The sequence below is a fragment of the Mesorhizobium sp. LCM 4576 genome (genome assembly GCF_001854815.1).
In the GTDB taxonomy this organism is placed as follows: domain Bacteria; phylum Pseudomonadota; class Alphaproteobacteria; order Rhizobiales; family Rhizobiaceae; genus Mesorhizobium; species Mesorhizobium plurifarium.
The window spans coordinates 1-22283 of sequence record NZ_MDDT01000042.1; the positions used below are offsets into that span (position 1 = coordinate 1).

At 59.4% G+C, this 22283-nt stretch carries 19 protein-coding genes and 1 pseudogene; 2 read left to right on the forward strand and 18 right to left on the reverse strand.

The window, feature by feature from the left end; all coding sequences use genetic code 11:
• Positions 1 to 614, forward strand: a 614-nt coding sequence (locus LCM4576_RS36575) for an adenine nucleotide alpha hydrolase (RefSeq protein ID WP_071034752.1), incomplete at its 5' end; no start/stop codon positions are given.
• Positions 611 to 1294 carry a nickel pincer cofactor biosynthesis protein LarB gene (gene larB / locus LCM4576_RS22725; protein ID WP_071034753.1) on the forward strand — a complete coding sequence of 228 codons (684 nt, stop codon included), beginning with the start codon at positions 611 to 613 and terminating at the stop codon, positions 1292 to 1294. The genes LCM4576_RS36575 and larB, both read left to right, overlap by 4 nt.
• A 191-nt stretch (positions 1295 to 1485) precedes the next feature.
• Here the strand turns inward: larB and LCM4576_RS22730 are convergent, their stop codons facing one another.
• The 18 genes and pseudogenes from LCM4576_RS22730 to nifH form a co-directional block, all read right to left on the reverse strand.
• Positions 1486 to 2742 carry an amidohydrolase family protein gene (locus LCM4576_RS22730; protein WP_071034754.1) on the reverse strand — a complete coding sequence of 419 codons (1257 nt, stop codon included), beginning with the start codon at positions 2740 to 2742 and terminating at the stop codon, positions 1486 to 1488.
• A 53-nt stretch (positions 2743 to 2795) separates the two neighbouring features.
• Positions 2796 to 3136, reverse strand: a pseudogene (locus LCM4576_RS35065) (HoxN/HupN/NixA family nickel/cobalt transporter); the annotation flags it as partial.
• Between the two features lie 109 nt (positions 3137 to 3245).
• Positions 3246 to 3935, reverse strand: a complete 690-nt coding sequence (locus LCM4576_RS22740; RefSeq protein WP_040971501.1) for an OmpW family protein — start codon at positions 3933 to 3935, stop codon at positions 3246 to 3248.
• Positions 3936 to 4869: 934 nt separating this feature from the next.
• The gene (locus LCM4576_RS22750; protein WP_071034757.1) at positions 4870 to 5883 is read right to left on the reverse strand and encodes a 1-aminocyclopropane-1-carboxylate deaminase; all 1014 of its coding nucleotides are present in this window, start codon (positions 5881 to 5883) and stop codon (positions 4870 to 4872) included.
• Positions 5884 to 6209: 326 nt separating this feature from the next.
• Positions 6210 to 6533: an exopolysaccharide production repressor protein gene (locus LCM4576_RS22755; RefSeq protein ID WP_040971500.1), complete on the reverse strand. Its 324-nt coding sequence runs from the start codon at positions 6531 to 6533 to the stop codon at positions 6210 to 6212.
• Positions 6534 to 6559: 26 nt separating this feature from the next.
• Positions 6560 to 6877 carry a ferredoxin III, nif-specific gene (fdxB, locus tag LCM4576_RS22760; protein WP_040971463.1) on the reverse strand — a complete coding sequence of 106 codons (318 nt, stop codon included), beginning with the start codon at positions 6875 to 6877 and terminating at the stop codon, positions 6560 to 6562.
• A complete protein-coding gene (locus LCM4576_RS22765) occupies positions 6874 to 7077 on the reverse strand; it encodes a CCE_0567 family metalloprotein (RefSeq protein WP_040971462.1) in 204 nt (67 codons plus the stop codon). Before LCM4576_RS22765 ends, fdxB begins: the two co-directional genes overlap by 4 nt.
• Positions 7078 to 7104: 27 nt before the next feature.
• Positions 7105 to 7581 (reverse strand): DUF269 domain-containing protein, encoded by a 477-nt coding sequence (locus LCM4576_RS22770; protein ID WP_071034758.1) that lies wholly within the window; start codon positions 7579 to 7581, stop codon positions 7105 to 7107.
• 271 nt (positions 7582 to 7852) lie between these two features.
• Complete coding sequence (locus LCM4576_RS22775) at positions 7853 to 9079, reverse strand: TlpA disulfide reductase family protein (protein WP_083361471.1); 1227 nt, start codon at positions 9077 to 9079, stop codon at positions 7853 to 7855.
• Positions 9080 to 10450: 1371 nt separating this feature from the next.
• Positions 10451 to 11317: a universal stress protein gene (locus LCM4576_RS22780; RefSeq protein WP_071034769.1), complete on the reverse strand. Its 867-nt coding sequence runs from the start codon at positions 11315 to 11317 to the stop codon at positions 10451 to 10453.
• A gap of 54 nt (positions 11318 to 11371) precedes the next feature.
• Positions 11372 to 12157 (reverse strand): response regulator transcription factor, encoded by a 786-nt coding sequence (locus tag LCM4576_RS22785; protein WP_071034759.1) that lies wholly within the window; start codon positions 12155 to 12157, stop codon positions 11372 to 11374.
• A gap of 27 nt (positions 12158 to 12184) precedes the next feature.
• Entirely contained in the window at positions 12185 to 12664 is a 480-nt protein-coding gene (locus tag LCM4576_RS22790) for a NifX-associated nitrogen fixation protein (RefSeq protein WP_041010484.1), read from the reverse strand.
• Positions 12665 to 12676: 12 nt separating this feature from the next.
• On the reverse strand, positions 12677 to 13180 hold the full coding sequence (gene nifX / locus LCM4576_RS22795) for a nitrogen fixation protein NifX (protein WP_071034760.1): 504 nt from the start codon (positions 13178 to 13180) through the stop codon (positions 12677 to 12679).
• Positions 13146 to 14525, reverse strand: coding sequence for a nitrogenase iron-molybdenum cofactor biosynthesis protein NifN (gene nifN, locus LCM4576_RS22800; RefSeq protein ID WP_071034761.1), 1380 nt, complete (start codon positions 14523 to 14525; stop codon positions 13146 to 13148). The genes nifX and nifN overlap by 35 nt, the downstream gene beginning before the upstream one ends.
• 9 nt (positions 14526 to 14534) lie before the next feature.
• Positions 14535 to 16025, reverse strand: a complete 1491-nt coding sequence (gene nifE / locus LCM4576_RS22805; RefSeq protein ID WP_071034770.1) for a nitrogenase iron-molybdenum cofactor biosynthesis protein NifE — start codon at positions 16023 to 16025, stop codon at positions 14535 to 14537.
• Positions 16026 to 16084: 59 nt separating this feature from the next.
• Positions 16085 to 17626 (reverse strand): nitrogenase molybdenum-iron protein subunit beta, encoded by a 1542-nt coding sequence (gene nifK / locus LCM4576_RS22810; protein ID WP_071034762.1) that lies wholly within the window; start codon positions 17624 to 17626, stop codon positions 16085 to 16087.
• Between the two features lie 133 nt (positions 17627 to 17759).
• Positions 17760 to 19262 carry a nitrogenase molybdenum-iron protein alpha chain gene (nifD, locus tag LCM4576_RS22815; RefSeq protein WP_071034763.1) on the reverse strand — a complete coding sequence of 501 codons (1503 nt, stop codon included), beginning with the start codon at positions 19260 to 19262 and terminating at the stop codon, positions 17760 to 17762.
• A 98-nt stretch (positions 19263 to 19360) separates the two neighbouring features.
• Positions 19361 to 20254: a nitrogenase iron protein gene (gene nifH, locus LCM4576_RS22820; RefSeq protein WP_040971496.1), complete on the reverse strand. Its 894-nt coding sequence runs from the start codon at positions 20252 to 20254 to the stop codon at positions 19361 to 19363.
• Positions 20255 to 22283 lie beyond the last annotated feature (2029 nt).

Below are 22283 nucleotides of genomic sequence, written 5' to 3' on the forward strand. Positions count from 1 at the left end.
GGGACTATGCGGCGCGCTATGGTTGGGACTTGCGGGTCATCGACGCAGGGGAATTTAGGGACGAACGCTATCTCACCAACCCTTCAAATCGCTGCTTCYTTTGTAAATCGAATCTCTACGGCACGCTGTCGTCGCTGTCGGAAGCGCAGCTCTTTTCCGGCACGAATACAGACGATCTGGGCGACTGGCGGCCCGGTCTCAAGGCAGCCGAAGCCAATAGCGTACGTCACCCCTTTGTCGAGGCCGGCATGTCCAAGGCCGACGTGAGGGCGATGTCGGCAGCGCATGGCTTGAACGACCTCGCCGAATTGCCTTCGGCACCCTGCCTTTCAAGCCGCATCGAAACGGCGCTCCGGATCGAACCTCAGGTGTTGCGCGCCGTCGATCAGGTCGAGATGCTGGTCAGGCGCGAGCTCTCGCCGGACACCGTTCGTTGCCGCGTCCGTCAGACAGGCGTCGTTGTCGAACTGGACGCAACTACCCTGTCGCGCYTGTCCGATCAGGGGCGCGTTCAATTGGCCCTCAGAATCGCTGAGGCTTTCGGCGGTTCGCGACCTGTCCATTTCGAGACCTACGTCCGGGGCAGCGCCTTCTTGCGGGAACGAAGCGCATGAACGAACAGATTAGATTGGACTTTCAGCGTCCTGAGCGGCTGGACTTCGATGAGGCCATCCTTTGCGCTCGCAAGTCCGATCCCCAGCTTACCGTAATCATGGACCGGGTGTTGGCGCACGGCGCGCGGTGCCTGATGACCCGCCTCGAACCCGATGTCTTCGCCCGCATGGCGCCCACTTATCGCGAAAGGTTGGATTACRATCCCGTCTCGCGGACGGCTTACCTGAACTGGACCCCTCCTGCCGAACTGGAACCGCCTCGGATCGCGGTGGTGTCGGCTGGCAGCTCGGACATGCCGCAGGCGGCCGAAGTCACGCGAACGCTCGCCTATCTCGGCGCCGCGACGAAACAATTCATCGACGTCSGCGTGGCCGGCCTGTGGCGGTTGTTGGAGAGTGTCGACGAATTGCGGACCTTTCCGGTCATTGTGGCGGTCGCCGGAATGGATGGCGCCCTTCCAAGCGTTCTGGGCGGGCTCGTGCCCGGCGTGATCATCTGCCTRCCCACCTCGACCGGGTATGGGGTTTCGAACGGAGGAGAAACCGCCCTTCACGCAGCGCTCGCTTCCTGCGCACCCGGACTTGCGGTCGTAAACATCGACAACGGGTACGGCGCGGCATGTGCCGCATTCCGGGCTCTAAATATGATCCGCCGAGCCGCAGCCGCTCCGACTGTGTGACGAGGTTGCGCCGTTGCATGATCCGACCGTGAATTTGTCCAGGAGCTCAGGGAGGTCTCTCCTGCAGTCTTTTTCGACGACCAACTTTTCGCGCCAAGGCAAAGATCGCCACCGTTTATGGTTTTCTGATCATCGCAACTATCATGGCCTGAATCTGGGCTTGGAATGTTGTCAACGGCCAGCCGGTTCTACTAAGGACAGCCATTGTCGTCGATGGTGTTCTTTACCACGCGGCCAGCCCTCACGATGAGGGATAGGTGGTCRCCCTGGCCGCCGAGCAGCGACATGTTCTCCAGCGGATCACCGTCGACGGCGATAAGGTCGRCGAAGACGCCGACCTGGAGCGATCCGACCTTGCCGGTCATGCGCAGCAACTCGGCCGCATAGCACGTCGTGGACCTGATCACCTCGATCGGCGGCAGCACCTCGGCGCGTATGGTGAATTCGTCGGACTGGTACTTGTGCAGTTCGCCCAGGAGATCGGTGCCCAACGCCATCGTCACCCCGGCCTTGTGGAGAATTTCGAGCGAGCCCCGGCTGCGCAGCCGGACGTCGTCGATCTTCGCGACGGACACGTCCGGCAGGCCCAGCGCCTTGRCATCCTTGTGCAGCGCTTCGTAGGCCACCAGTGTGGGGCAGGCGATAGCGCCGCGCACCTTCATGAGGCGCGCTGTCGCCGGCTCGATCAAGTTGGCGTGTTCAACCGAGCGCACACCGCACCGCACGGCACGCGAGATCGCCTCGTCGGTGTAGAGATGCGCGGAGACATAGGTCTGAGCGTTCGCCGCCTCTTCGACGATGGCCTCCAGCTCTGATATCGAGAACTGCTGGAAGTTGATGGGATCCGTCGGCGACGACACGCCGCCATTAGCCATCGCCTTAATGAACTGAGCCCCCTGGCGGATTTCGTCGCGGGCAGAGTGACGAACGGCGTCGATGCCGTCGCAGACCCGGCCCATCGCGCCGAGACGGTAGGTCTGGGAATCGGCGCTGCGGTTGTCGACGAAGCCGCGATAGTCGCTGTGACCGCCGGTTTGGGAGAGCGCCTTGCCGCAGAAGACAAGACGCGGTCCCTCGATCAGGCCGGCTTCCTCAGCCTGGGCCAGCGGCCGCGTCGCCCCGCCGACGTCACGCACCGTCGTGAAGCCGCGCATCAGCATCTGCTTCATAATGCGCGCCGCGCCGAAGGCGACCGTCACGTCCGGAAGCATCGCCGTGCGGCCAGGGTCGACGGTGATCGCCGTCACATGGACGTGGCAGTCGATAAGCCCTGGCATCAGGGTGTGGCCCTTCAGGTCGATGGTGCGCGCCGCCTTTGAGGAGAACGGCTTCTCGGAGATTTCCGCGATCACGCCATCCGCGATGCGCAGCCACGATTCCGAGGTCCCGGCGAAGCCGTTCCCGTCAAGCATCCTAGCATTGGCCAGGATCAAATCATCCGCTGGCATGGTTCGTGTTTCTTTTGTGCTGGCTGGGTGTGAACGAGATAGGCGTGTGGCGGACGCGCTCGCGAGAACGCCGCCCAAATGCCTCTCAGGACAAGCAGATTGKCAATCCAATCACCAGCAGGAACAGTGCAGAAATCGATGTGCCGATGACGCTGCCAATGTCGTGGAAGACGTGAAGCTGGTTCCCGGTGGCTGYGATGACCACGTAATCCAGAACGACGATGCTGGAATGGCCCTGCAAAAAGAAAAAGCCGACCGAAAACGGATGTTTGCCTTCGTGTGTGAGCTTGCGCACGATATTGTCTATTGCCGCAATATGGTCTGCGTCAAATGCACGTCGAAGGCCGAGCATATAGGCCGGGCGAGCACCTACGAATGAGGTGCTCGCCCATATTGCACGGCGTAACGTTGAGCAGCAGCCTGGACGGGATTCGGTCTTGCCTCAAGTCTTTCATTGGGCGTTTCCGCCGCTTTTAAAATCGAGCCGAAGGATCGCCGACCTGTTAGAAGCGGTAAGTCACGCCTGCACCAATCAACCAGGGGTCTAGCTTGGCCTTGCCTTTCAGATCGGTGCCGGCCACTTTGACGGTAAAATCTGGTTCCAGGAAAAGCTTCTTGACATCGACGTTGACCCCCCAGTGCTGATCCAGCATGTAGTCGAAGCCGACCTGCAGCGCGGCACCAAACGTGTTCTTCACATGGAGAGCATCGGCGCTGCCGACACTTTGATTGTAAAAGACGGTGTAGTTCAGGCCGGCGCCGACRTAGGGTCGGAAGGCCCCGAGGTCGGTGATATGATACTGCAGCGTGAGCGTGGGTGGCAGTATCCATACCTTGCCGACATTCCCCAGCGCGCCGATTGCTCCGGTGCCATCAACGTTGGCGTAGGTAGTGGCGAGTATGAGTTCGGCAGCAATGTTTTCGGTGAAAAAATAGGAGATGTCGAATTCTGGCGTCACGGTGTCTGAATAGGAGAGATTGGAACCGGCGACCCCGCCGACGTAACCTGAATCGTTGGTTTTCACTCCCAACGCGCGCACGCGGATCTGCCACGGGCTCGACGCCTCCACTGTTCCCTGGTCCTGTGCGATGTAACGTTGCGCAGAGTCTGCCGCTAAAGCCTGCTGACCCGCCCCCATAAGGACGATGAGCGCCATCGCACCCTGCGCCGCAATCATCCGCACTTTTGTCATCATGTTCTCTCCTGGCATCTGATAACCGTAGACTCTGTCGTTTGCGCGCGCGGGATGGTTTCTCATCACGCGCTGATACAGACGTCTGCGAAGAGCACTGCATTTGTCGTGCCAACGAAAAGAGACATTGGGAAACCGCAAGATTCGCTTCCGACACACTCGTGYCTCGGAGCTGATATTGTCGTGTTTCGAGCCGATATTGTCGTGTTTTGCACAAACGGACTAATGACCGAAAGCACGCGAGGGCTATCCCCAACCCATTGGCAGAGGATGAACGAGACAATAGCTCACGAGGTGGTCGCGATGCTGGTCAACGAGACGGGCTCTTCCATCCCCAACTTCAATGTCTCGTACGAGAGTGTTTGGCCTGGCAATCAGGCTTGAGGCTTGAGGTGATCGCAATTTCTATTATTAGCGCACTAGCACTGATCCGGCCGAGCATCGTCATGTCGATCGTGTGATCTTTCTCCCGGCCGGTCACGCCAGGCTGGAAATTCTCCTCGAACGCGATCGAGAAGATAAGGCCGCACTTCGAATTCAATGTGGTGGCTTTCTCACGAGATAGCCCGCACAGCGAACCGTCCAGCACCGGCTGGCGCTGGATTTCTCACATGGCATTGAGCCGCGCCATCATCCACCCGCACTCGGGCGATGGAAACTCGGAGACACATCGCATTCAGGGACGCCCTAGCCAGCGCTCTTCTTGCCTTCATGATCTCATCGCGCCGCGGCCGAGTGACCGCCGTCGAGTAATCGCCCAGATGCCGGGCCCAAAGCGGTCCTGGAATTTTGGGCGCTGCCCGCCAGCGTCGCCAAGTGTTTGCGGTTCGTGGCGATATCAATAGGCGGCTGCGCCAACCGCTTCAGATGCACTAGCTCCGCGCTCGGCAGCCGTCGCGGCGACTCCCAGCCGGGTCGCAACTGACCGTACGGGTCAGCCGTTTCGAAAGGTGTAACCGTAGCCGTTGATCGCCGGCRCGCCGCCGAGATGCGTGAAAAGAACCCTCGATCCCTTGGCAAAAAAGCCTTTCTGGATCAGGTCGATCATTCCTTGCATCGATTTGCCTYCGTAAACGGGATCGATGATCATACCTTCGAGCCGCGCGCACAGACGGATGGCATCCTTAGTTTCCGKGGACGGTATGCCATAACATGGGTAAGCGTACTCCTCGAGCAACACCACATCATCCTCGACCAGTTCCATTCCGAGATCGACGAGCTCCGCTGTATGTTGGACAATATCCAACACTTGCGCCTTGGTTTGCGAGGGAGTGGCAGAGGCATCGATACCGATGACGTTGCGATGTCGACCGTCATTGGCAAATCCTACGATCATGCCGGCATGCGTTGAGCCCGTGACCGTGCAAACGACGATGAAATCGAATGCAAACCCAAGCTGTTTCTCCTGGGCGCGCAACTCCTCTGCGAACCCCACGTAGCCGAGACCACCATACGGGTGAACGGACGCGCCGGCTGGTATCGCATAGGGTATGCCGCCCCTTGCCTTGACCTCGTAGAGCGCCTTTTCCCAACTGCGGCGGATGCCGATGTCAAAGCTCTCGTCGACCAGATGCACTTCTGCACCCATGATGCGGCTTAAGAGAATGTTGCCGACCCGATCGTAGACGGCATCCTCATGTGGAACCCAGCTCTCCTGAACTAGGAGGCATTTCATGCCAATCCTGGCGGCGACCGCGGCGACCATTCGCGTGTGGTTGGACTGCACGCCCCCGATGGAGACAAGCGTATCGGCATCTGAGGCGATGGCGTCTGGGATGATGTATTCGAGCTTGCGCAGCTTGTTTCCGCCAAACGCGAGTCCGGAGTTGCAGTCCTCGCGTTTGGCGTAGATTTCCACCTTTCCACCCAGATGCTTGCTGAGCCGGTCGAGCTTCTCGATGTGCGTCGGTCCAAAGGTAAGCGGATAGCGTTCGAACTTTTCCAGCATGTTCTCTCCGGCGATGCGTGAATGAGCCGAGACTAGCTATGCACATCAGCTTAAGGGGCGTGTTTGGTCTGAGGTCAGCTGCATTGCCCGACGTCTTAGAAGGGCTTCGTCACTATTCCAGCGCCTCATTCGCCGTCCCGACACGCAACGGCAACGCCGGCGTCCCTACCCTTGGCCTGTCGCACCGAAAACTGCATCGCTGGGATTGGAACGACGGAATGCGGTCGCCATCGACACCACCAAGCATAGCATTCCTTAAACGATCCATCCGATGTTCACGGTTGATCGAAGTGGCTTGAATCTGACGTTGATCTCGTCATCGCGCCTCAGTGGAGCAGCGATATGCCGCCCATCGGAAAGACCGGAGCCACGTCGGTAGATTTGGTCCTCACCACCTCATCATCGTCTGGCGGCTGATATTCCAACTGCGTCGCAACTCCGAAATGTTCAGCCCTTTGGCCAGTTTTGCTACCGCCGCCAGACCGCCAGATCAGAAAGAGCACGCTTGCGAAATAGACTACTTGGAGGAGCAGCGAACAAGCCAGCGTTATGACGACTACCGTGCGGATGGAATGAGACGCAAAGTAGACAGCCAAAGCGTTGCTGCACAGGATTACCCAAAAAGCGCGATAAAAGATTCTGAAGGACAACGCCGTTCTCCTGGTTTTCTCGCACATCATGCAGCGACCTTGTCGGCGGCAACATGTGTCTGGCAGTTCTTCGGGCAGACGCGGGCGCAGGCTCCGCAGCCGACGCAGCGGCCTGCATAGTCGACGACCATGATCATGCGATTGAGCTCGCCATCGAAGTCGTCGTCGTCGTCGTTGCAGGGGCCGAGGATTTCGCCTGCGTCATCGACGCCGTAAAGGTGCATGACCTCGCGCGAGCAAACCTTAAAGCAGCGTCCACAGCCTATGCAGGTCGTGCCATCAATAGCGGTGAGATATTGCGGCATCCATTTGGAGCCGTCTCGGGTGACGAAGGCGCTCGTCATCGCGCATTCTCCGATGCAGCGAGATCTCTCTTGGCAGCGTCCAGCTCGGCAAAAACGGCGAACGTTCTCTCGGCAATCACCTTGATCTCGGTCCAGTTGACCGGGAGGTCTTCGGCAAGGTCGTGCAATTCCATCTTCGCGGTTCCCGCACGCGACTGCAACTTGCGGACCTTCTTCTGCAGCTCTTCAAGGTTTGACATTTAATCCTTCCTCGAAAACGGCTTCCATCATACCAGCGAGACGTCGGTACTGACTTCGGTGTCTGCGGTCGCATCGTCGACCAGTCTCGTACCGGCCTCCGCAAGTTGTCGGAACGTCTCGAAGCCGAACCGGTGGATGTCCGGACAGAACGACCCAACGCCTGGCACCGAACAGCCCGCGCCCAGAGGCCTCACGGGTTTGGCCTCCACAATTTGTGATGTCACCGGGCCGAAACGCTCCGCGATCGCAAGCCCGACGGCGCTATAAAACATGTCGAGCCTCCAAAGCGCGTGGGGATCGGGATAGCCCATGCCAGGGATCGCGCGGCGCTTATTCCTGGTGACGATGAAGCCGGCCAGCAGCGCTGCGTCCGATTTGCCTTCCCATAAGCAGTAGGACTCCTCAGCACGGATCAGCCGCAGGAGGCATTTGACGAACGGGGTGGCAAGGGCCGCCTCGTCCTCGTTGATAGCAGCGCAGGTCGCGGCTTCGGGCAATTTCATATTCTCCCCATTTCAGGCCTCTTCCTCGAATTTCTTTTTCCGGCAACGCCTAGCTCGGGCACACGTGCGCGGCCGATGCCCGGCTCGGAGCGGGCAATTCCATGCAATTGATGTCCCGATGAGCGGCCTTGGACGCGTCTTCGATCGCGAGGCCTTCCACCACGGCGAGAATTCGCGTCCAACATCACTTGCGCCCTTGCGCGGCCGCGGGTCATCGCAAAATTCGAGCTTTGAACCTGCCGCAAACGATCCACCCGGTGCTGCATGGGGCCTACTTGCTGCGGTCACGCCAGGTAAATGGACGAATTGGCCAGTAAACATTCAGATTGACGCCCCTTTTTATGTATTTTCGCCGGCCGATTGCGCTTTGGTGCCGTCCGGAAAATGTTTTGCGGAGCCGCGTAGCGAGCGCTGTGACGGCCCTCCCACCCTTGTAGCTGGCTAGGGCCTGCAGCAAATCCGGTAGAAGGTGCTGTTTCAGGGCGTCCGGAGTAAGTTCCGGACTGTCAAGCGACTCCAGTGCTAACTTAAGCAGCGCGATCGCGCGATCCTTATTGCCGCTGTCGTAATAGTACCTAGCGACCGCCGGGTAGGACCGGAACTTGGGGCCGTCGCCTTGCGGAGGGTTGAGTGCCAAGATGTGTTCGGACAGCTTTTTGCCTATCGCGAAGCGCTCAGCAGATGGAAAGTGCGAATGGTCGTACGCCGGACCGAAGAGCTGGCCTAGCGCTGCAAGCATCCAGTTCTCGGAGTTTCTATCGATTGCGTCGCAAACCAATTGGCGTATGACGGGCATGCCTTTTTGCATGTCGCGCATTCTGTGAAGTAACAGATGAACATGAGCCAGGCGGAAATTGATATCGTCCGGGACCAAGGCGATGCCGTCTTCGATCGCCGAGAGCGCCGTCTTCCAATCCTCTATCTTTATCGCCGCCCAGAATCTGTCATTGATCGGCTTCTTCAACGCCTGTTCGCGCGCTATTGCGCCATTTCTGGYGATCCGCGCCGTGTCGGCGGCCTTCGCTTCATCGCTGGTTCGCCAACTGCCGTTCAGCACCTTCGGCAAAACCTCATCGAGTTGCCTCGGATGACCGATAAAGGCGATATGGCCGTCCCGGTCGACCACGAACGAGGTCGGAATTCCGACCGAAAAGCTGGGCTCCCTCCAGAGCTTGTTCATTTCGCCTGTAGGGTCGAACGCAATGCGATAGTTCAGATCCGGGCAGTTTTCGGCCAACCACGCTCCCAACTTGGCTCGGGCCTCAACGGGCGAGAGATCGTCTTCATCGGCCGCCACTCCGACGACCTCAAATCCGGCGTCCTTGTATTTCTCCTGCAGTTGCACCAGTTGGAGTGCCGTCGGCGCACATGGTCCGCACCAAGTGGCCCAAAACTCGACGACGTACACTTTGCCGGGTTGGAAACTTGCAAGCGGCTCGCCACGCAGCCAGGTCTCGACCTTGACCGGGGGCGCCTGTGACTCCATCTGCAATGCCATGTTGCTCTCCAAGGCTGTTGCCAAAGGTTGCGCGACTTTTTGYGCGCGAGCTTGTTTCCCTCTAAGCGAGGGGCGCACGGGTTCAAGGAAGGYGAGCATCACTCATCTCGCRCATYTGCGCGCCTTGAGCGTTTGCTCCGTCTTGCCGCATCCAGTGTTGCCGAATCTCCACTAGCAAAGGCTGTGCCAGTGTGCTCAGCGTGCAGTAATGGGTGATTTCACTTGAACCCACCATGCGACGAAGACGGCCGGTTGTATTGAACCCGACATGTTTGCCGCCGTTGTCAGGTTTCGGAATGCATCACGCGTTACGCACCCCGGAAAAGCCCGACCACGGACCACTCAACATGTGCCGGCCAAGGGACGACCAGGATGGACATCGTGACTGCGTCGGCTATCGTCAGACCTCGTCATCATCGCCGCTACGCGTCTCTTGGYTGAGCTGTGTGCCGTTGCGGTCCCGCTGGCGGTAGCGGAACTCGGCGTTTGCGATTTGCAAGGGGCCGCTCCATGCGCGTGCCTGCTGTGTCCCCCCTTGCGATTGAATTTCCCGGCTGGTGACATGGCCGTCCTGCACGACGACGATGGTCCAACTGGCCCGCCACTACTGCCATCGCCAATGCCGCCATTGTTAGATTGACCATGATGATCGTCACTGGCCCAGGAGTGTTGGTGCCGGCCGGTGAACTCTGTGGCGTTCCTGCCTCGTGTTACCTTGTGTGTTTCCGGCGCCCGGGGCGCTCCAGCGCCCGCCCAGGTGCGAATGCGAGCATTGCGGATTTGATCAGCCCAGGACCATTCGGCCGCCACGCAGGTCGGCCCGGGACCGACTGAATACACTGAAGAGGCGGGTCCTCGCCGCTCTGCCATCTCAGCCAATGACATTATGATTGACGCCATCGTTGCCGCCCAATCCGGCAAGGTCCCGACAGTCCACACTCGAAGTCGAGGGTCTTGGCCGTGCGGTACTATTATTGCGTTGTCCAGCCCCAACCCAATAGTGAGGGCGATGCGATCCAAGATTTCGCCCATGCGGTGCCGATGBGGGTCCGAACCGCGTGCCGCGTCGAAAGGATTCTCGTTTTCGACCTGACGCCGACCTGCAACTCCTTGAGTTTTGACTGCATTGAGAAGCCCAGTACGTCGGCGCGTCCGTTAAGTTCCGCTCACGGATCTTCTCAAGCGAGCAGAAGCCATCCTAAGGGCACACTGGAGACGTGCGGGATGCCTCGGGCCGAGGCGCTTGTAAATTGTCTMGAGGCGCTCCGCGAAAACCAGCGCGTTTACCGCGACCTTGGCCGACTTGGAGCATCAGGATAGGCGACCAGCGAAGCAGAGTTTCGAACAGCATAGGTGCCCCCTTCGGAACCGTCACCGCGCCAAAAACAGCGGCAATGGCGGCTTTGCTTCTATCCATCTCCTCACGCCACCGAAGAGCCGCTCCCRCAGCCGCCGGCTTCCATAAGCGCCCATGACAATCATGTTGGCAGACGTGTCGATTGCGTGCTGCGCGAGCACCRTTGCCGCCGGCTTGCCGGCGCTCGGCAGCCGGTCGACCGAGACACGAGCACCATGCCGGGTGAGATAGGCGGCGATGTCGGCTCCCGACTCGGTGCCGTTTCCGGTGCAGGTCACCTCCGAATCGACCAATGTGAGCCGAACTTCGTCGGCTCCGGATAGCAAATCCAGCGCTTCCCGAACCGCACGGGAAGCCTCCACGCGAGAATCCCAGCCGACCAGCACGCGCCGCGGCGATAGCGTCGCCTCGGCACCCTTCGGTACGACGAGCACCGGCTTTCCGGTATCGAACAAGCTGCCGTTGATAACAAGAGGTCCGAGATCGATGTCGTTGAGAAGTGCGGGGCCGACGATGGTCAGGTCACTGCAGAGCGCCCGCCGTCGCACCGCGTCGCCGACGCTGGCCTGGTCGCAGAATTCGGTATCGACGTCATAGCAATTCCATAGGGCTCCCAGCAGGTCTTGAATATCCCTGGACGTCTTTTCCAGAATGGCCATGTCCTGTGAAAATTTCTCGATCTGCCTATACCGCTTTTCCAGTCTGGCAATGGCTGCTGCATGTCGTTTTGGCCACTCGGGCGTGGAACCGCATAGCGGCGGAGATCCCATAATAAGTACCGAAAGGTTCGCACCGCCCTCAGCACATAAGCCGGCAGCTATTGTGACGTCCTTATCGGAGTGGTGAGCTCCCGTCACACTAAGTACGCTTTTGAAGGCCATGGACTGCTTCTTTTCGAGTATATTGTACCCTGCAATGGCAAACCGGCTTGCCATTCAGCCATCCGGCTTCTCCAGCGAGTAACCTGCCGATCTGACGGTACGAATGACGCTGTCGGGCGAGGCCGCCTTCAGCGCCTTTCTGATCCGGCTGATATRGACGTCGACGGTGCGTGCACCGATATGGATATTGTTGGGCCAGGCCGCGTCGATCAGCTCGTCTCGGCTAAAGACCTTGCCGGGAGCCTCAAGCAAATGGCGCAGAAGGTTGAACTCGAGCGGTCCGAGATGGATGTCATGGCCATTACCGCGAACTCGGTAGGCGTCGAGCTTCATCTCAAGGCCGCCGCAGCAGAGCCAACTGCCGTTTTCGGCCCCGTTTGAACCCGGCTTCGGCAGCGCCAGCTTCGTGCGCAGACAGTCAAGCAGCGTGGCCGGCGCGATCGGCCGCACAAAGCTCTCGTCGATGCCTGCCTTCAAGAGATCGAGGTGCTGGTTCTCGGCGCCGGGGGCAATCAGGGCAATAACGGGTAGRCCACCCGTGCGGGGCTCGCTCTTGAATGTTGCGCAGATTTTGGAGCCCGTTGCGCTTGCTGGCCCGCAATCCAGCACCACGGCCTGGAGCTCTCGTTCATCGGCCGCTGCAATTGCTTCCTTCACGCCGCCGGCCGGCTCACTCGTGAACCCGTCCACCTCCAGAATGTGGCTCAGGAACAGATACAACTCCGCATCTTGCGAACAGATCAGTACCAATGGCTTCATCGGCGCTACCCCAAGAAGCAAATCGGCCTCGACCGCCTCGGTTGGGTGGGCGGGCCATGGCATATCTTCAACGCCTGGCATGATCCCCTTGCTCGACAATCGCGTCCATCACGCCCGCGCCACCTCGGGATAAGCTTCAATGGCGGCGATCGCATCACCGGCCAGTTTCGTACCCGCCGCCGCGAGTTTCCAGAACGTCTCGAAGCCGAAGCGGTGGACGTCGCGCAGGGTCTTCGACAGAACGACCAAACGCCCGGCCGTGAAAAGCACGCGCCCGAAGCCCTCATGGCTCATCTCCATCATCGGCGATGCCATCAGGCCGGAGCGCTCCTCGATCGCGAGCCCGACTGCGGTGTAAAACATGTCGAGCCTCCACAGGACGTCAGGATCGGGATCGCCGATGATCGGGATCGCACGGCGCTGTTCCTTTGAGATGATAAAGTCGCCCAGGAGCTCGGCGTCCGATTTGCCTTCCCACGACCCGTAGGAATCCTGAGCACGGATGAGCCGCACGAGGCATTTGACGAACGGGGTGGCAAGGGCCGCCTCGTCATCGGCRACATCAGGGCTGACCACGGCGTCAAGCATTTCGCCTACTCCTCATTTGAAGTCCTCGTCTTCGAAGCACGGTTTCYTTTCGGCAACGCCGGCCTGGCCCARCACCTTGCGGAGCCAAGGGGGAGGAGCCTTCCTGAGCATCGTTTGCGTGCGCAACAGCACCTCTTGAATGGTTTGGGGCTGAGGCACTTTGATCGGATGGATTTTCGCCGAAATAACCTTGGCTGCCGAAGGGCCACCAATAGCCAGGCAAAACAGGAGATGACAGCCCTTCAGTGCCTCCACCTTCGGAGTGATGCGATCATCGCCCTCGCTGCGATGCGTCCCGCTCTCATCGGAAACGTCGTCGAAGGCCACGGCTTCCACAAGTTGCCATTCCTCGCGCGTCACGTCGTAGACGGCAAAGCGCTTGGCCGAACCGAAGTGAGCATTGAGGTTCTTCATGTCTTGCGTAGCGATCGCCACGCGCAAGGCGCCGGCTTGCCGTAGCGGCATCGATGCATGAACCTCGTCAGTGACGAGCGAGAGACGACGAACGGAGCTCATCTGGCATTTCTCGGTGGCGGAATGGATCAAGCGCCTCAGGCGTCGGCGCATGCCGATTGGCCTGGAAGATGTTGGCAGCCTCAAAGATCAGATCGCGGGTACCCTGATAGAGGATTGTGAGCTTGTGTTGGCTGCCGAGCCGGTCAAAGATCGGGAAGCCGACGCGCATGAGCGGGATGCCAAGGTGCTGCGCCGCCTGGCGGCCGTGGGAATGGGTGACGAGGAGATCAGCGCCAGCGCCAAGAGCTTCCAAATCGCCGATATCGCCGATCTGGACCGAGTCCGCCGGTACTTTTTCCAGAATTTTCGACATATTGGTCGTGGTGACCGCCGCCGCGATTTCGGAGCCCATGTCGACGAAGAAAGTCGCGAGCTGGTAGAGCTGGTCTGGTTCGGCAGCGATCGCAATTTTCTTACCTCCGAAATGGAAATGTCCGTCGAGCAGCGCGTCCTGCAACTGCGCCCGGCGCCGGCGGACCCCGGCCGGCACCGGCGCGCCCGAAATCGCTGATAGCAGCGAGACGAACCGGTCTGCGGCCTTCAATCCAGCCAGTGACTGGAAGATTGTGTAAGGCACGCCGGTCAACCTGTGCAGCAGCTCGGCCGGGCGGCGCATATGCTCACCGACGACAATGCATCGTTCGGCCGTGCCGAGCTCGCGGATGTCCTCGACGCTGGTACCGCCATAGGTGGTCGTGACCCAGCGGWCTGGCACTGTGCCGTCGAGCGAGCCGGAGACGTCCGGCACAATCACCGGCTCGAGCCCAAAGCTTTCGACCATGTCACGCAAATGCTCGATATCGGCCACAGTGAGATTCCACCCGGGCAGGATGGCGATCTTCTTCGATTGCCGCGCTTGCTCGCCGGGGCGCGTGATCCTYCCGATCATCGCAGTGACCGCCTTGGCCCAACCCTCTTCGATCGCCCCCTCGAAATCCGGCGTGTTGGCCAGCACGACCTCCGTACCCGCGAGTTCCGCGTGCTTCTGCCTGATATTGGCGATATCCCCTGCGAAATCCTCGCCTCGGGTTTCCGTTAGCGCCGTCGTGCAGACCCCGATTAGCTTTGGCTTTGTACGACTCTTGAGATTGAGGATCGCCTCTTCCAGATGATCCGCCCCGCCAAGGATCGTCGCCACTTCGTCCATCGCGGTAGTCTGCAGGGGGATGGCTTCCTTGAAATGCCGCACGAAGAGCACGAGCGCGAAGCTGGTGCACCCCTGGCTGCCGTGGAACAATGGCATGGCCCCATCGATCCCAAGAAAGGCCAAGGCTGCACCCAGCGGCTGCGACGACTTCAGTGGATTGACCGCCGCGGCTTTTGTCTGGGGAAGGATGCGGACCATCGGCTTTCCTCAACACTCGCCGAAATCGTCGGCCGTCGTGCCGGCGAATTTCTTAAAACCTTGGACGATCGCGATCTCACTCTTGGTGCCCGGCGGTTCGTCCCCTGCGGCAAGCTGGCACTCCCACGGTGGTGGCTCACGCACCTGGCGCCAGATCGGGTTGTGGATGGCGAGGTCGATCTGACGTACGAGTTCCACCATGCCGTCATAGCCGGCATAGGGCTGGTGACGCTCTTGGTTGATATCGAGCCAGGGTACCTTGGCCTTCAGTGCGATAAACTGCGTGCGCCCGCCCGACAACATGATGTCGGCCTTGCGTTGYGAGAGCATGGCATAAAGGTCCCGCGGTGCCATAGACTCGAACATGTGGTTCTCGTCCTTGAGTATCTTCYTGATGCGCTCCTTGTCTTCGGGCGTTGATTTCTTGACCGAGGTGCCGACGATCTCAATGCCGATCTCCATCAGTGCGTGGACGACCGACCAGGACTTCACACCACCAGTGTTGAGAAGCACGCGCTTGCCTTCGAGTCTCGGCCGGTAGGCGGCAAGCTTCTTCCAGGCAATTGCCTCCTCTTCAGCAATCAATGCCTCGGTGCGGCCGAGGATCTCGGGATCCGCCCCCTTCTTCACGAGCAGTCTGGAGATCTGCCGCAGCGCTTCAGAGGTGTCGGTGATGCCATAGAAGGAGCCTTCGAAAAACGGGATGTCCCAGCGCTGCTCCATCTTGCGGGCGAGATTGATGAGTGCGGTCGAGCACACCATCATGTTGGCCCGGGCGCGGTGCGCTGACGCAACCTCGAGGTAGCGAGCGTCGCCCGGAATTGCAGCGCGCACCCGGATGCCAAGCCGATCAAGGAGCGGCTTCACCAGCCAAAATTCGCCCGACAGGTTGAATTCGCCAAGGATATTGATGTCGTAAGGGCCGGCATCGTCAGGCTCCGCCGTGCCGATGACATGGTCGAGCAACGCCTCGCCGGCAAGCTTATTGCCGAGATTCTTGGACCCGACGAAGCCCGGCGCATTGATCGGCACCACCGGCAGGTCGWACTTTTCGGCCGCGCGTTTGCACACGGCCTCGATGTCGTCGCCGATCAGCGCCGTCACACAGGTCGAATAGACGAAGATTGCTGGCGGCGCGTAGGCTTCCTTGATCTCGCGGATCGCTTTGAAAAGCTTCCGCTCGCCCTGCCCCATCATCACGTCGAGTTCGGTGAGATCGGTCGTGAAGCTTGTACGCCATAGCGTTGGCCCGGACGAAGCCGTGCCGCGGTTGTCCCAGGAATTGCCCTCGCAGGCGAGCGGTGCATGGACCAGATGCGCGACATCGGTGATCGGCTGCAGCACGATTTTTGCGCCGTCGAAGGCACAGCCGCCGGCTGCCGCCCCGGGGGTCAGCGGCTTGGAGCAGCCCTGTTTGCGCGCCTTGGCATCCTTGCCGCGGTTGTTTTCGCAGGCAGGCTCGTTGAAGACATCTTGGATTTTGGCACTGAGCGAAGACATTGCGTCGGTCTCCAAGTCCATCGAGAAGACGGACCGGCCCTAAAAGCCGGCCGCCGCTCCTAGCGGGTGAGGTCATAAGAATAGTCCGTCACCCCCGTCTCGCTTGTCTCGCGATCGAGCTTGTCGAAGATCTTGTCGAGGATTGTCGTCAGTACGCGCAACCCGCCTTGATAGCCCATGAGCRCAAAGCGATGGTGATGGTGCCGGTCGAAGATCGGAAACATCAGCCGGATCAGCGGCGTGCCGGTGTCGCGCTCCAGATACTTGCCATAGGAATTGCCGATCAACAGGTCCACGGGCTCGGTGAAGAGCAGCGATCRCATCGCCCACAGGTCCTTGCCCGCCCAGACCTGAGCCTCCTTGCCGAAGGGCGAGGATGCAAGCAGCTCCTTCATCTCGTCTTCCCACGCCTTCGTGCCGTTGGTGGCGAGGCAGTGAGTCGGCTCGCCGCCTGTCTCCATGATAAAGCGGGCCATGGCGTGAACAAAGTCCGGGTCGCCGTAGAGTGCGTATTTCCTGCCGTGCAGCCAGGATTGGCTGTCCGCCATGGCGTCAACAAGTCGGCCACGCTCCAGTCGGATTGCCTCGGGGATTTCCTTGCCGGAGATCGCGGAGACCTCCACCAGGAATTCGTCGGTCGCCTGGACACCCAGCGGGTAATGGAACGAGGCTGTGGCCTGGCCGACCTCCTCGCAATATTCCAGCGTCTTTCGGGTGTTGTAATGCTGTAGCGAAAGTGTCGCCTCGGCGTTGAGTGCATTCTTCACGTCTTGGATTTTCGTGCCGCCGTCATACATGCGGTATTCACCGTCCGATGGTGTGTCGAACTGGTCGGAGGCATCTTGGATGAACGTGTAGGACACGCCCATCAGATCGAGCAGGCGTTTGAGTTCCCGGTTGTTGCCAACGCAAAAGCCGTCGAAGCCCGGAATGATGTTGATCGTTCCTAGGGCTTCCGTTCGCTCCTGGCCTTTCCAGAAGTGCTCCAAAATGCCCTTGACCGTAACATCATAGCCGTCGACGTGGCTGCCGACGAAGGCCGGCGTGTGCGCGAAGGGCACGTCGAAGTCGCGCGGGACCGAGCCTTCTTCCTTGGCGTTCTCGATGAAGCTGTGCAGGTCGTCGCCAATGACCTCGGCCATACAAGTCGTCGATACGGCGATCATTTTCGGGTCATAGAGTTTATACGTGTTGGCGAGCCCGTCGACCATGTTCTTCAAGCCGCCGAACACTGCCGCGTCCTCGGTCATTGAGGAAGAAACCGCCGAAGCAGGTTCCTTGAAATGGCGCGACAGGTGCGAGCGGTAGTAGGCCACGCAACCCTGACTACCGTGCACGAAGGGCATGGTTCGCTCGAAGCCCGTGGCCGCGAACACCGCGCCGAGCGGCTGGCAGGCCTTGGCGGGGTTGATGACAAGCGCTTCGCGAGCGAAGTTTTTTTCCCGGTATTCCCAGGTCTCGGTGAACTCGCGTTGATCGGTAACGACCTGATCCTGGTGCGGACATTCGAAATTCAGCTTCTTCTCGGCCAGCATCTGCCTGTATTCCGGCTCGCGGAAGAGGGGCGCATGGTCGAGAATTTTTTCGGCCGACTGCGGCATGGTGGTTACCTCTTTTTTCTATCTGACCGCGCCATACGGCGGGACAGGAACATCAAACGTTTCTGGTCTTCCGCGGATCACGGGGTCGCGGGGTTTATTGTCTCCTGGGGAGACCAGCCTAGGGGCCCTTCATTTATTCGGCAGCCATCGCCCGCCCACGGCTCGGACGTCTTTTCCAAGGCGCCTCGAATAGGCCCCAGACCGGGTTGTTGATGGCAAGATCCACATCACGGGCGAAAACGGCAAAGCCGTCATAGCCATGATAGGGCCCCGAATAATCCCAGGAGTGCATCTGACGGAACGGTATGCCCATCTTTTGCACCGGGTATTTTTCCTTGATCCCCGAGCCTACGAGATTAGGGCGAACCCCCTCGATGAACTTCTCCAACTCATAACCGGTCACGTCGTCATAGATCAGCGTGCCGTTCTTCACGTAGTGGGCGGTGCGTTGATAATCGTCGTTGTGGCCGAACTCGTAACCTGTTCCGACGATCACCATGCCGAGGTCCTCGTATGCTGTGATGACGTGGCGGGGGCGCAGGCCGCCGACATACAGCATCACCGTATTGCCTTCGAGGCGCGGTCGGTATTTGGCGATTACCTCGTCGACCAAGGGGCGGTACTTGGCGATCACCTTTTCGGTCTTCTCCTCGATTTCCGGCCCAAAATGCTTGGCAATCTTGCGCAGGGAGGCTTCGATCTGGGAGGGACCGAAGAAATTGTACTCCATCCAAGCGATGCCATACTTTTCCTCCATGTGCCGACAGATGTAGTTCATAGACCTGTAGCAATGGATGAGATTGAGCTTGGCCTTCGGCGCGCGCTCTATCTCGGCGAGCGTGGCGTCGCCCGACCAGTTGCCGACCACGCGCAGGCCGATCTCCTCGAGCAGGATTCGCGAAGCCCAGGCGTCGCCGCCGATATTGTAGTCGCCGACCACGTTGACGTCGTACGGGCCACCCTCGAACTCGATCGCCCTCTTCTCGAACACCCAGTCGCGGATCGCATCATTGGCGATGTGGTGGCCGAGCGATTGCGAGACGCCGCGGAAGCCCTCGCAGCGCACCGGCACGATCGTCTTTTCGATCTCCTTGGCCTTCTTGCGCGAGACAGCGTCGGTGTCGTCGCCTATGAGGCCGATCGGGCACTCGGACTGCACTGTGATGCCCTTGTTCAACGGAAAAAGTTCTTCAATCTCGTCGATGATCTGTTCCAGCTTTTTGTCGCCGCCGAAAACAATGTCTTTCTCCTGGAAATCGGAGGTGAACTGCATTGTCCCGAACGTGTCGATGCCGGTTGTGCCGACGTAGTAGTTGCGGCGCTGCGACCAGGAGTATTGCCCGCAGCCGACGGGGCCGTGCGAGATATGGACCATGTCCTTGACCGGGCCCCACACCACGCCTTTTGAGCCGGCATAGGCGCAGCCGCGAATGGTCATCACGCCGGGAATGGACTTGATATTCGATTTGACGTCACATTCGGAAAGGACCTCCCCTTCCTCGCCGGCCTCGTCCCCGCTCTTTGCGACATTGAGGTGCTTCTTGCGGCGCTTCGCCGTCTTGTCGGGATATTGCGACAACACCTCCTCGATAAGCTTCGCATGGAGAGCACCGTCATTTTCGTATTCCAGGCTCATGGGACCCCTTTCAAGGTTCGTGTGACGCCTCATCGGCGAGGCGCCGTTATTCCAAAGGCGCGCTTGGTCAAGGCCGCACCTCAAGTCGACAACGCTCGTTACAGTGCGGCCGCCTTCGGCGTTTCCTTGGCTTGGAGTTCGGCAAGCATCTGCTCGTCTGTCTTCATGATGCCGAAGTCGAGCAGCATGTCCTCGAGCTCCTCCATGGTGATCGGGGTCGGGATGGTGCCCTGGCGCGAATTGGCATGGATCTTCTCTGCCAGCGCACGGTATTCTCCGGCCTGCTTCGAGTCCGGCGCATACTGGATCACCGACATCTTCCTGAGCTCGGCGTGCTGGACGATATTGTCGCGTGGCACGAAATGGATGAGCTTGGAATTGAGCTTGGAAGCCAGTGCTTCGGCGAGATCGAGCTCGCGGTCGGTTTGGCGCTCGTTGCAGATCAGGCCRCCGAGCCGCACGCCGCCTGAATGGGCGTATTTCAAAATGCCCTTGGCGATGTTGTTGGCGGCATAGAGCGCCATCATTTCGCCGGACATGACGATGTAGATTTCCTGGGCCTTGTTCTCGCGGATCGGCATTGCAAAACCGCCGCACACCACGTCCCCGAGGACGTCGTAGGAAACATAGTCGACATCATCGTAGGCGCCGTTCTCCTCGAGGAAGTTGATTGAGGTGATGACGCCGCGGCCGGCGCAGCCTACACCCGGCTCGGGGCCGCCCGACTCCACGCACTTGATGCCTTTGTAGCCGATCTTGAGCACGTCCTCGAGTTCGAGATCTTCCACCGAACCTTCCTTTGCAGCAAGGTGCAGCACGGTATCCTGCGCCTTCGAGTTCAGGATCAGGCGGGTGGAGTCGGCCTTGGGATCGCAGCCGACGATGAGTATCCTCTGCCCAAGATCGACAAGGGCGGCGAGCGTATTTTGGGAGGTGGTGGACTTRCCGATGCCGCCCTTGCCGTAAAAGGCGATCTGACGCAGACCTGACATGTAGCTTTCCTTCCTTCGTTCCATTCATCGCGGCTGCCCGCGATATGAATGCCGGTCGGCAGCTTTCGCCGCCTCGTAACGCAAGGCTCAAAACTCATGCCAATTTTATTGACCGATCGAAGAAAGTTTTTTGTTCTTCCTTTTCAGTTATTTGACCTGAGCAAAATAAGCGAATGGCTAACCAAGACTGTGTCGCCAACCTGACAAGACCAACGAAACATGTCGGACAGCGTTAAAGATGACAGCCATACCTCACGCCGGGGCCGAAAGACACAAACGCTGACGTCCACCCTCGTGAGTGGCACGCCTCCCCGGCCAAATTGCGCCGCCAGAACTTCAATGCTGGATGACGCACGTGTCTTCTGGCAATAGTCGAGAACGCCACGGTTGCTGTCGTCGATCTGGCGGAAGTGAACCTTTAGTCAAGGTGCGCCCAGATATCGTCCATTGAATGCACCGTGATGGCGACGCGACTGGTTGAGCGTCACCTGTCGGCACGGGTCGGCTGCCGCGTCTCGATCTTCATATCTCTGTGTCTTGTGGGATAACGTCATGGCCGGCCCGATTGCGGGCTCTTTTGTGGCAGGCCGATGTTTGTCTTGCATTGCGGGATGATATTGTGCGTTGCAATATCTGACGCGGAAGCTACTATGAGGGTGTCGGCCATCAACTCTCTAGATGCGATGCCGATCTTGAATGCGGCGCACCCCCTCTAGCGCCGTTTTCGAATCGGGCCCGTTGCCACCTCCTCCCGGCAGCGGGCCTTTTCTCCCAAGGCTGCCTCTTGGGCAAGCATGGTGCCGTGACCCTCAGGATTCTGGAGCGTCCGGAGTGGTTGGAAGATAGCCATCGCGATCCGAGAACGAAACGCGGGGTAGTGAAATACCGAACGAGCARCATTCTGYCATTTCAGCTGRCCAAAGACGAATGGCGAGCCCGTCTGCCCGCATTGCGGCCTTCTCGGCTGCTACGCGCTCCGCAGGCGCGCTTGCAGGTGCTCCGGCTGACGCCGCGAGTTCTTACCGACATGCCGAAAAGAGCGCAGAGTTCGTTGACATAAACGAACTTAGTCCGGGCCTTTCCCATTCGGCTACGCGCGGACGAAGCTGCGCTTCGGTTCAGCATAAGTATCGTCTCCGTTCCACCACCTCTCCCTTCTCGCGGTACAGCCCCTGCCCTTGGTAGAGCTTCCGACATTTTCGTCCACCTTCTGACACAAGAAGGTTCGTCGAGTCGTCACTTGGAAACGCCTTGTATGTTTCCCGAGCATTAGCTGCCTGAGATGTCACAAGTTCAGCCCGATGAGATCGCCGTCTTATAAGGCTTTCCTCCATGGCGACCCCGAAAGCATGGTCCTTCTACTCAAGGTAAAGATCGCTTCCATCCCTGCTGCAAGTCAGATGGCACGGCATTTGCGACAGCTCATTAGAACCATCGAACCACAAACAAAGCGACGAGCGAGCGAACCATTGGTGACTCCGTACAAGCGCTTGAGGCGACGGTGACTATTGCGGATAAACATCGGGAGGTTACCCCCTCCAGACGTCAGTGCTCGCTAGCTTTTCTGCGCAGGTCTGGTCGGAGGCCGACATCCAACAGCGCGGCGTGCTCCCAATTGCTGCTTGCCGGTCCTCATCAGCATGCGAATGCCGAAGCACCRCATCGAAGGGTCACCCCAACCGACCTCGGCGCGCCACTGGCAACCATCTACAATGCGCAGAACCACTTTCGTGAAGCSAGACTCTTGYGCGACCTCAACGTTGYGGCGCCACACGGCTATTTCGAGATTGACACTGTCGATCGCCACCACTTTCTTTTCGACGACAAGCCGCCAGTCATCGAAATCCCTTGCGGCGCCATTTGCCCTAAAGGGGTTGCTCGATCTGCGCAAATCGCCGATATCGATCCAGCCATTCGGATGACGAAGAGGGTGGGCCAAGGCCTTCCCGTACCACCGGATGGAAGAGCGATTTGGAAGCCGCGAAGGCCTTCATCTCATGTCCGGCATGCCTGCCGAGTCGACGTTGCG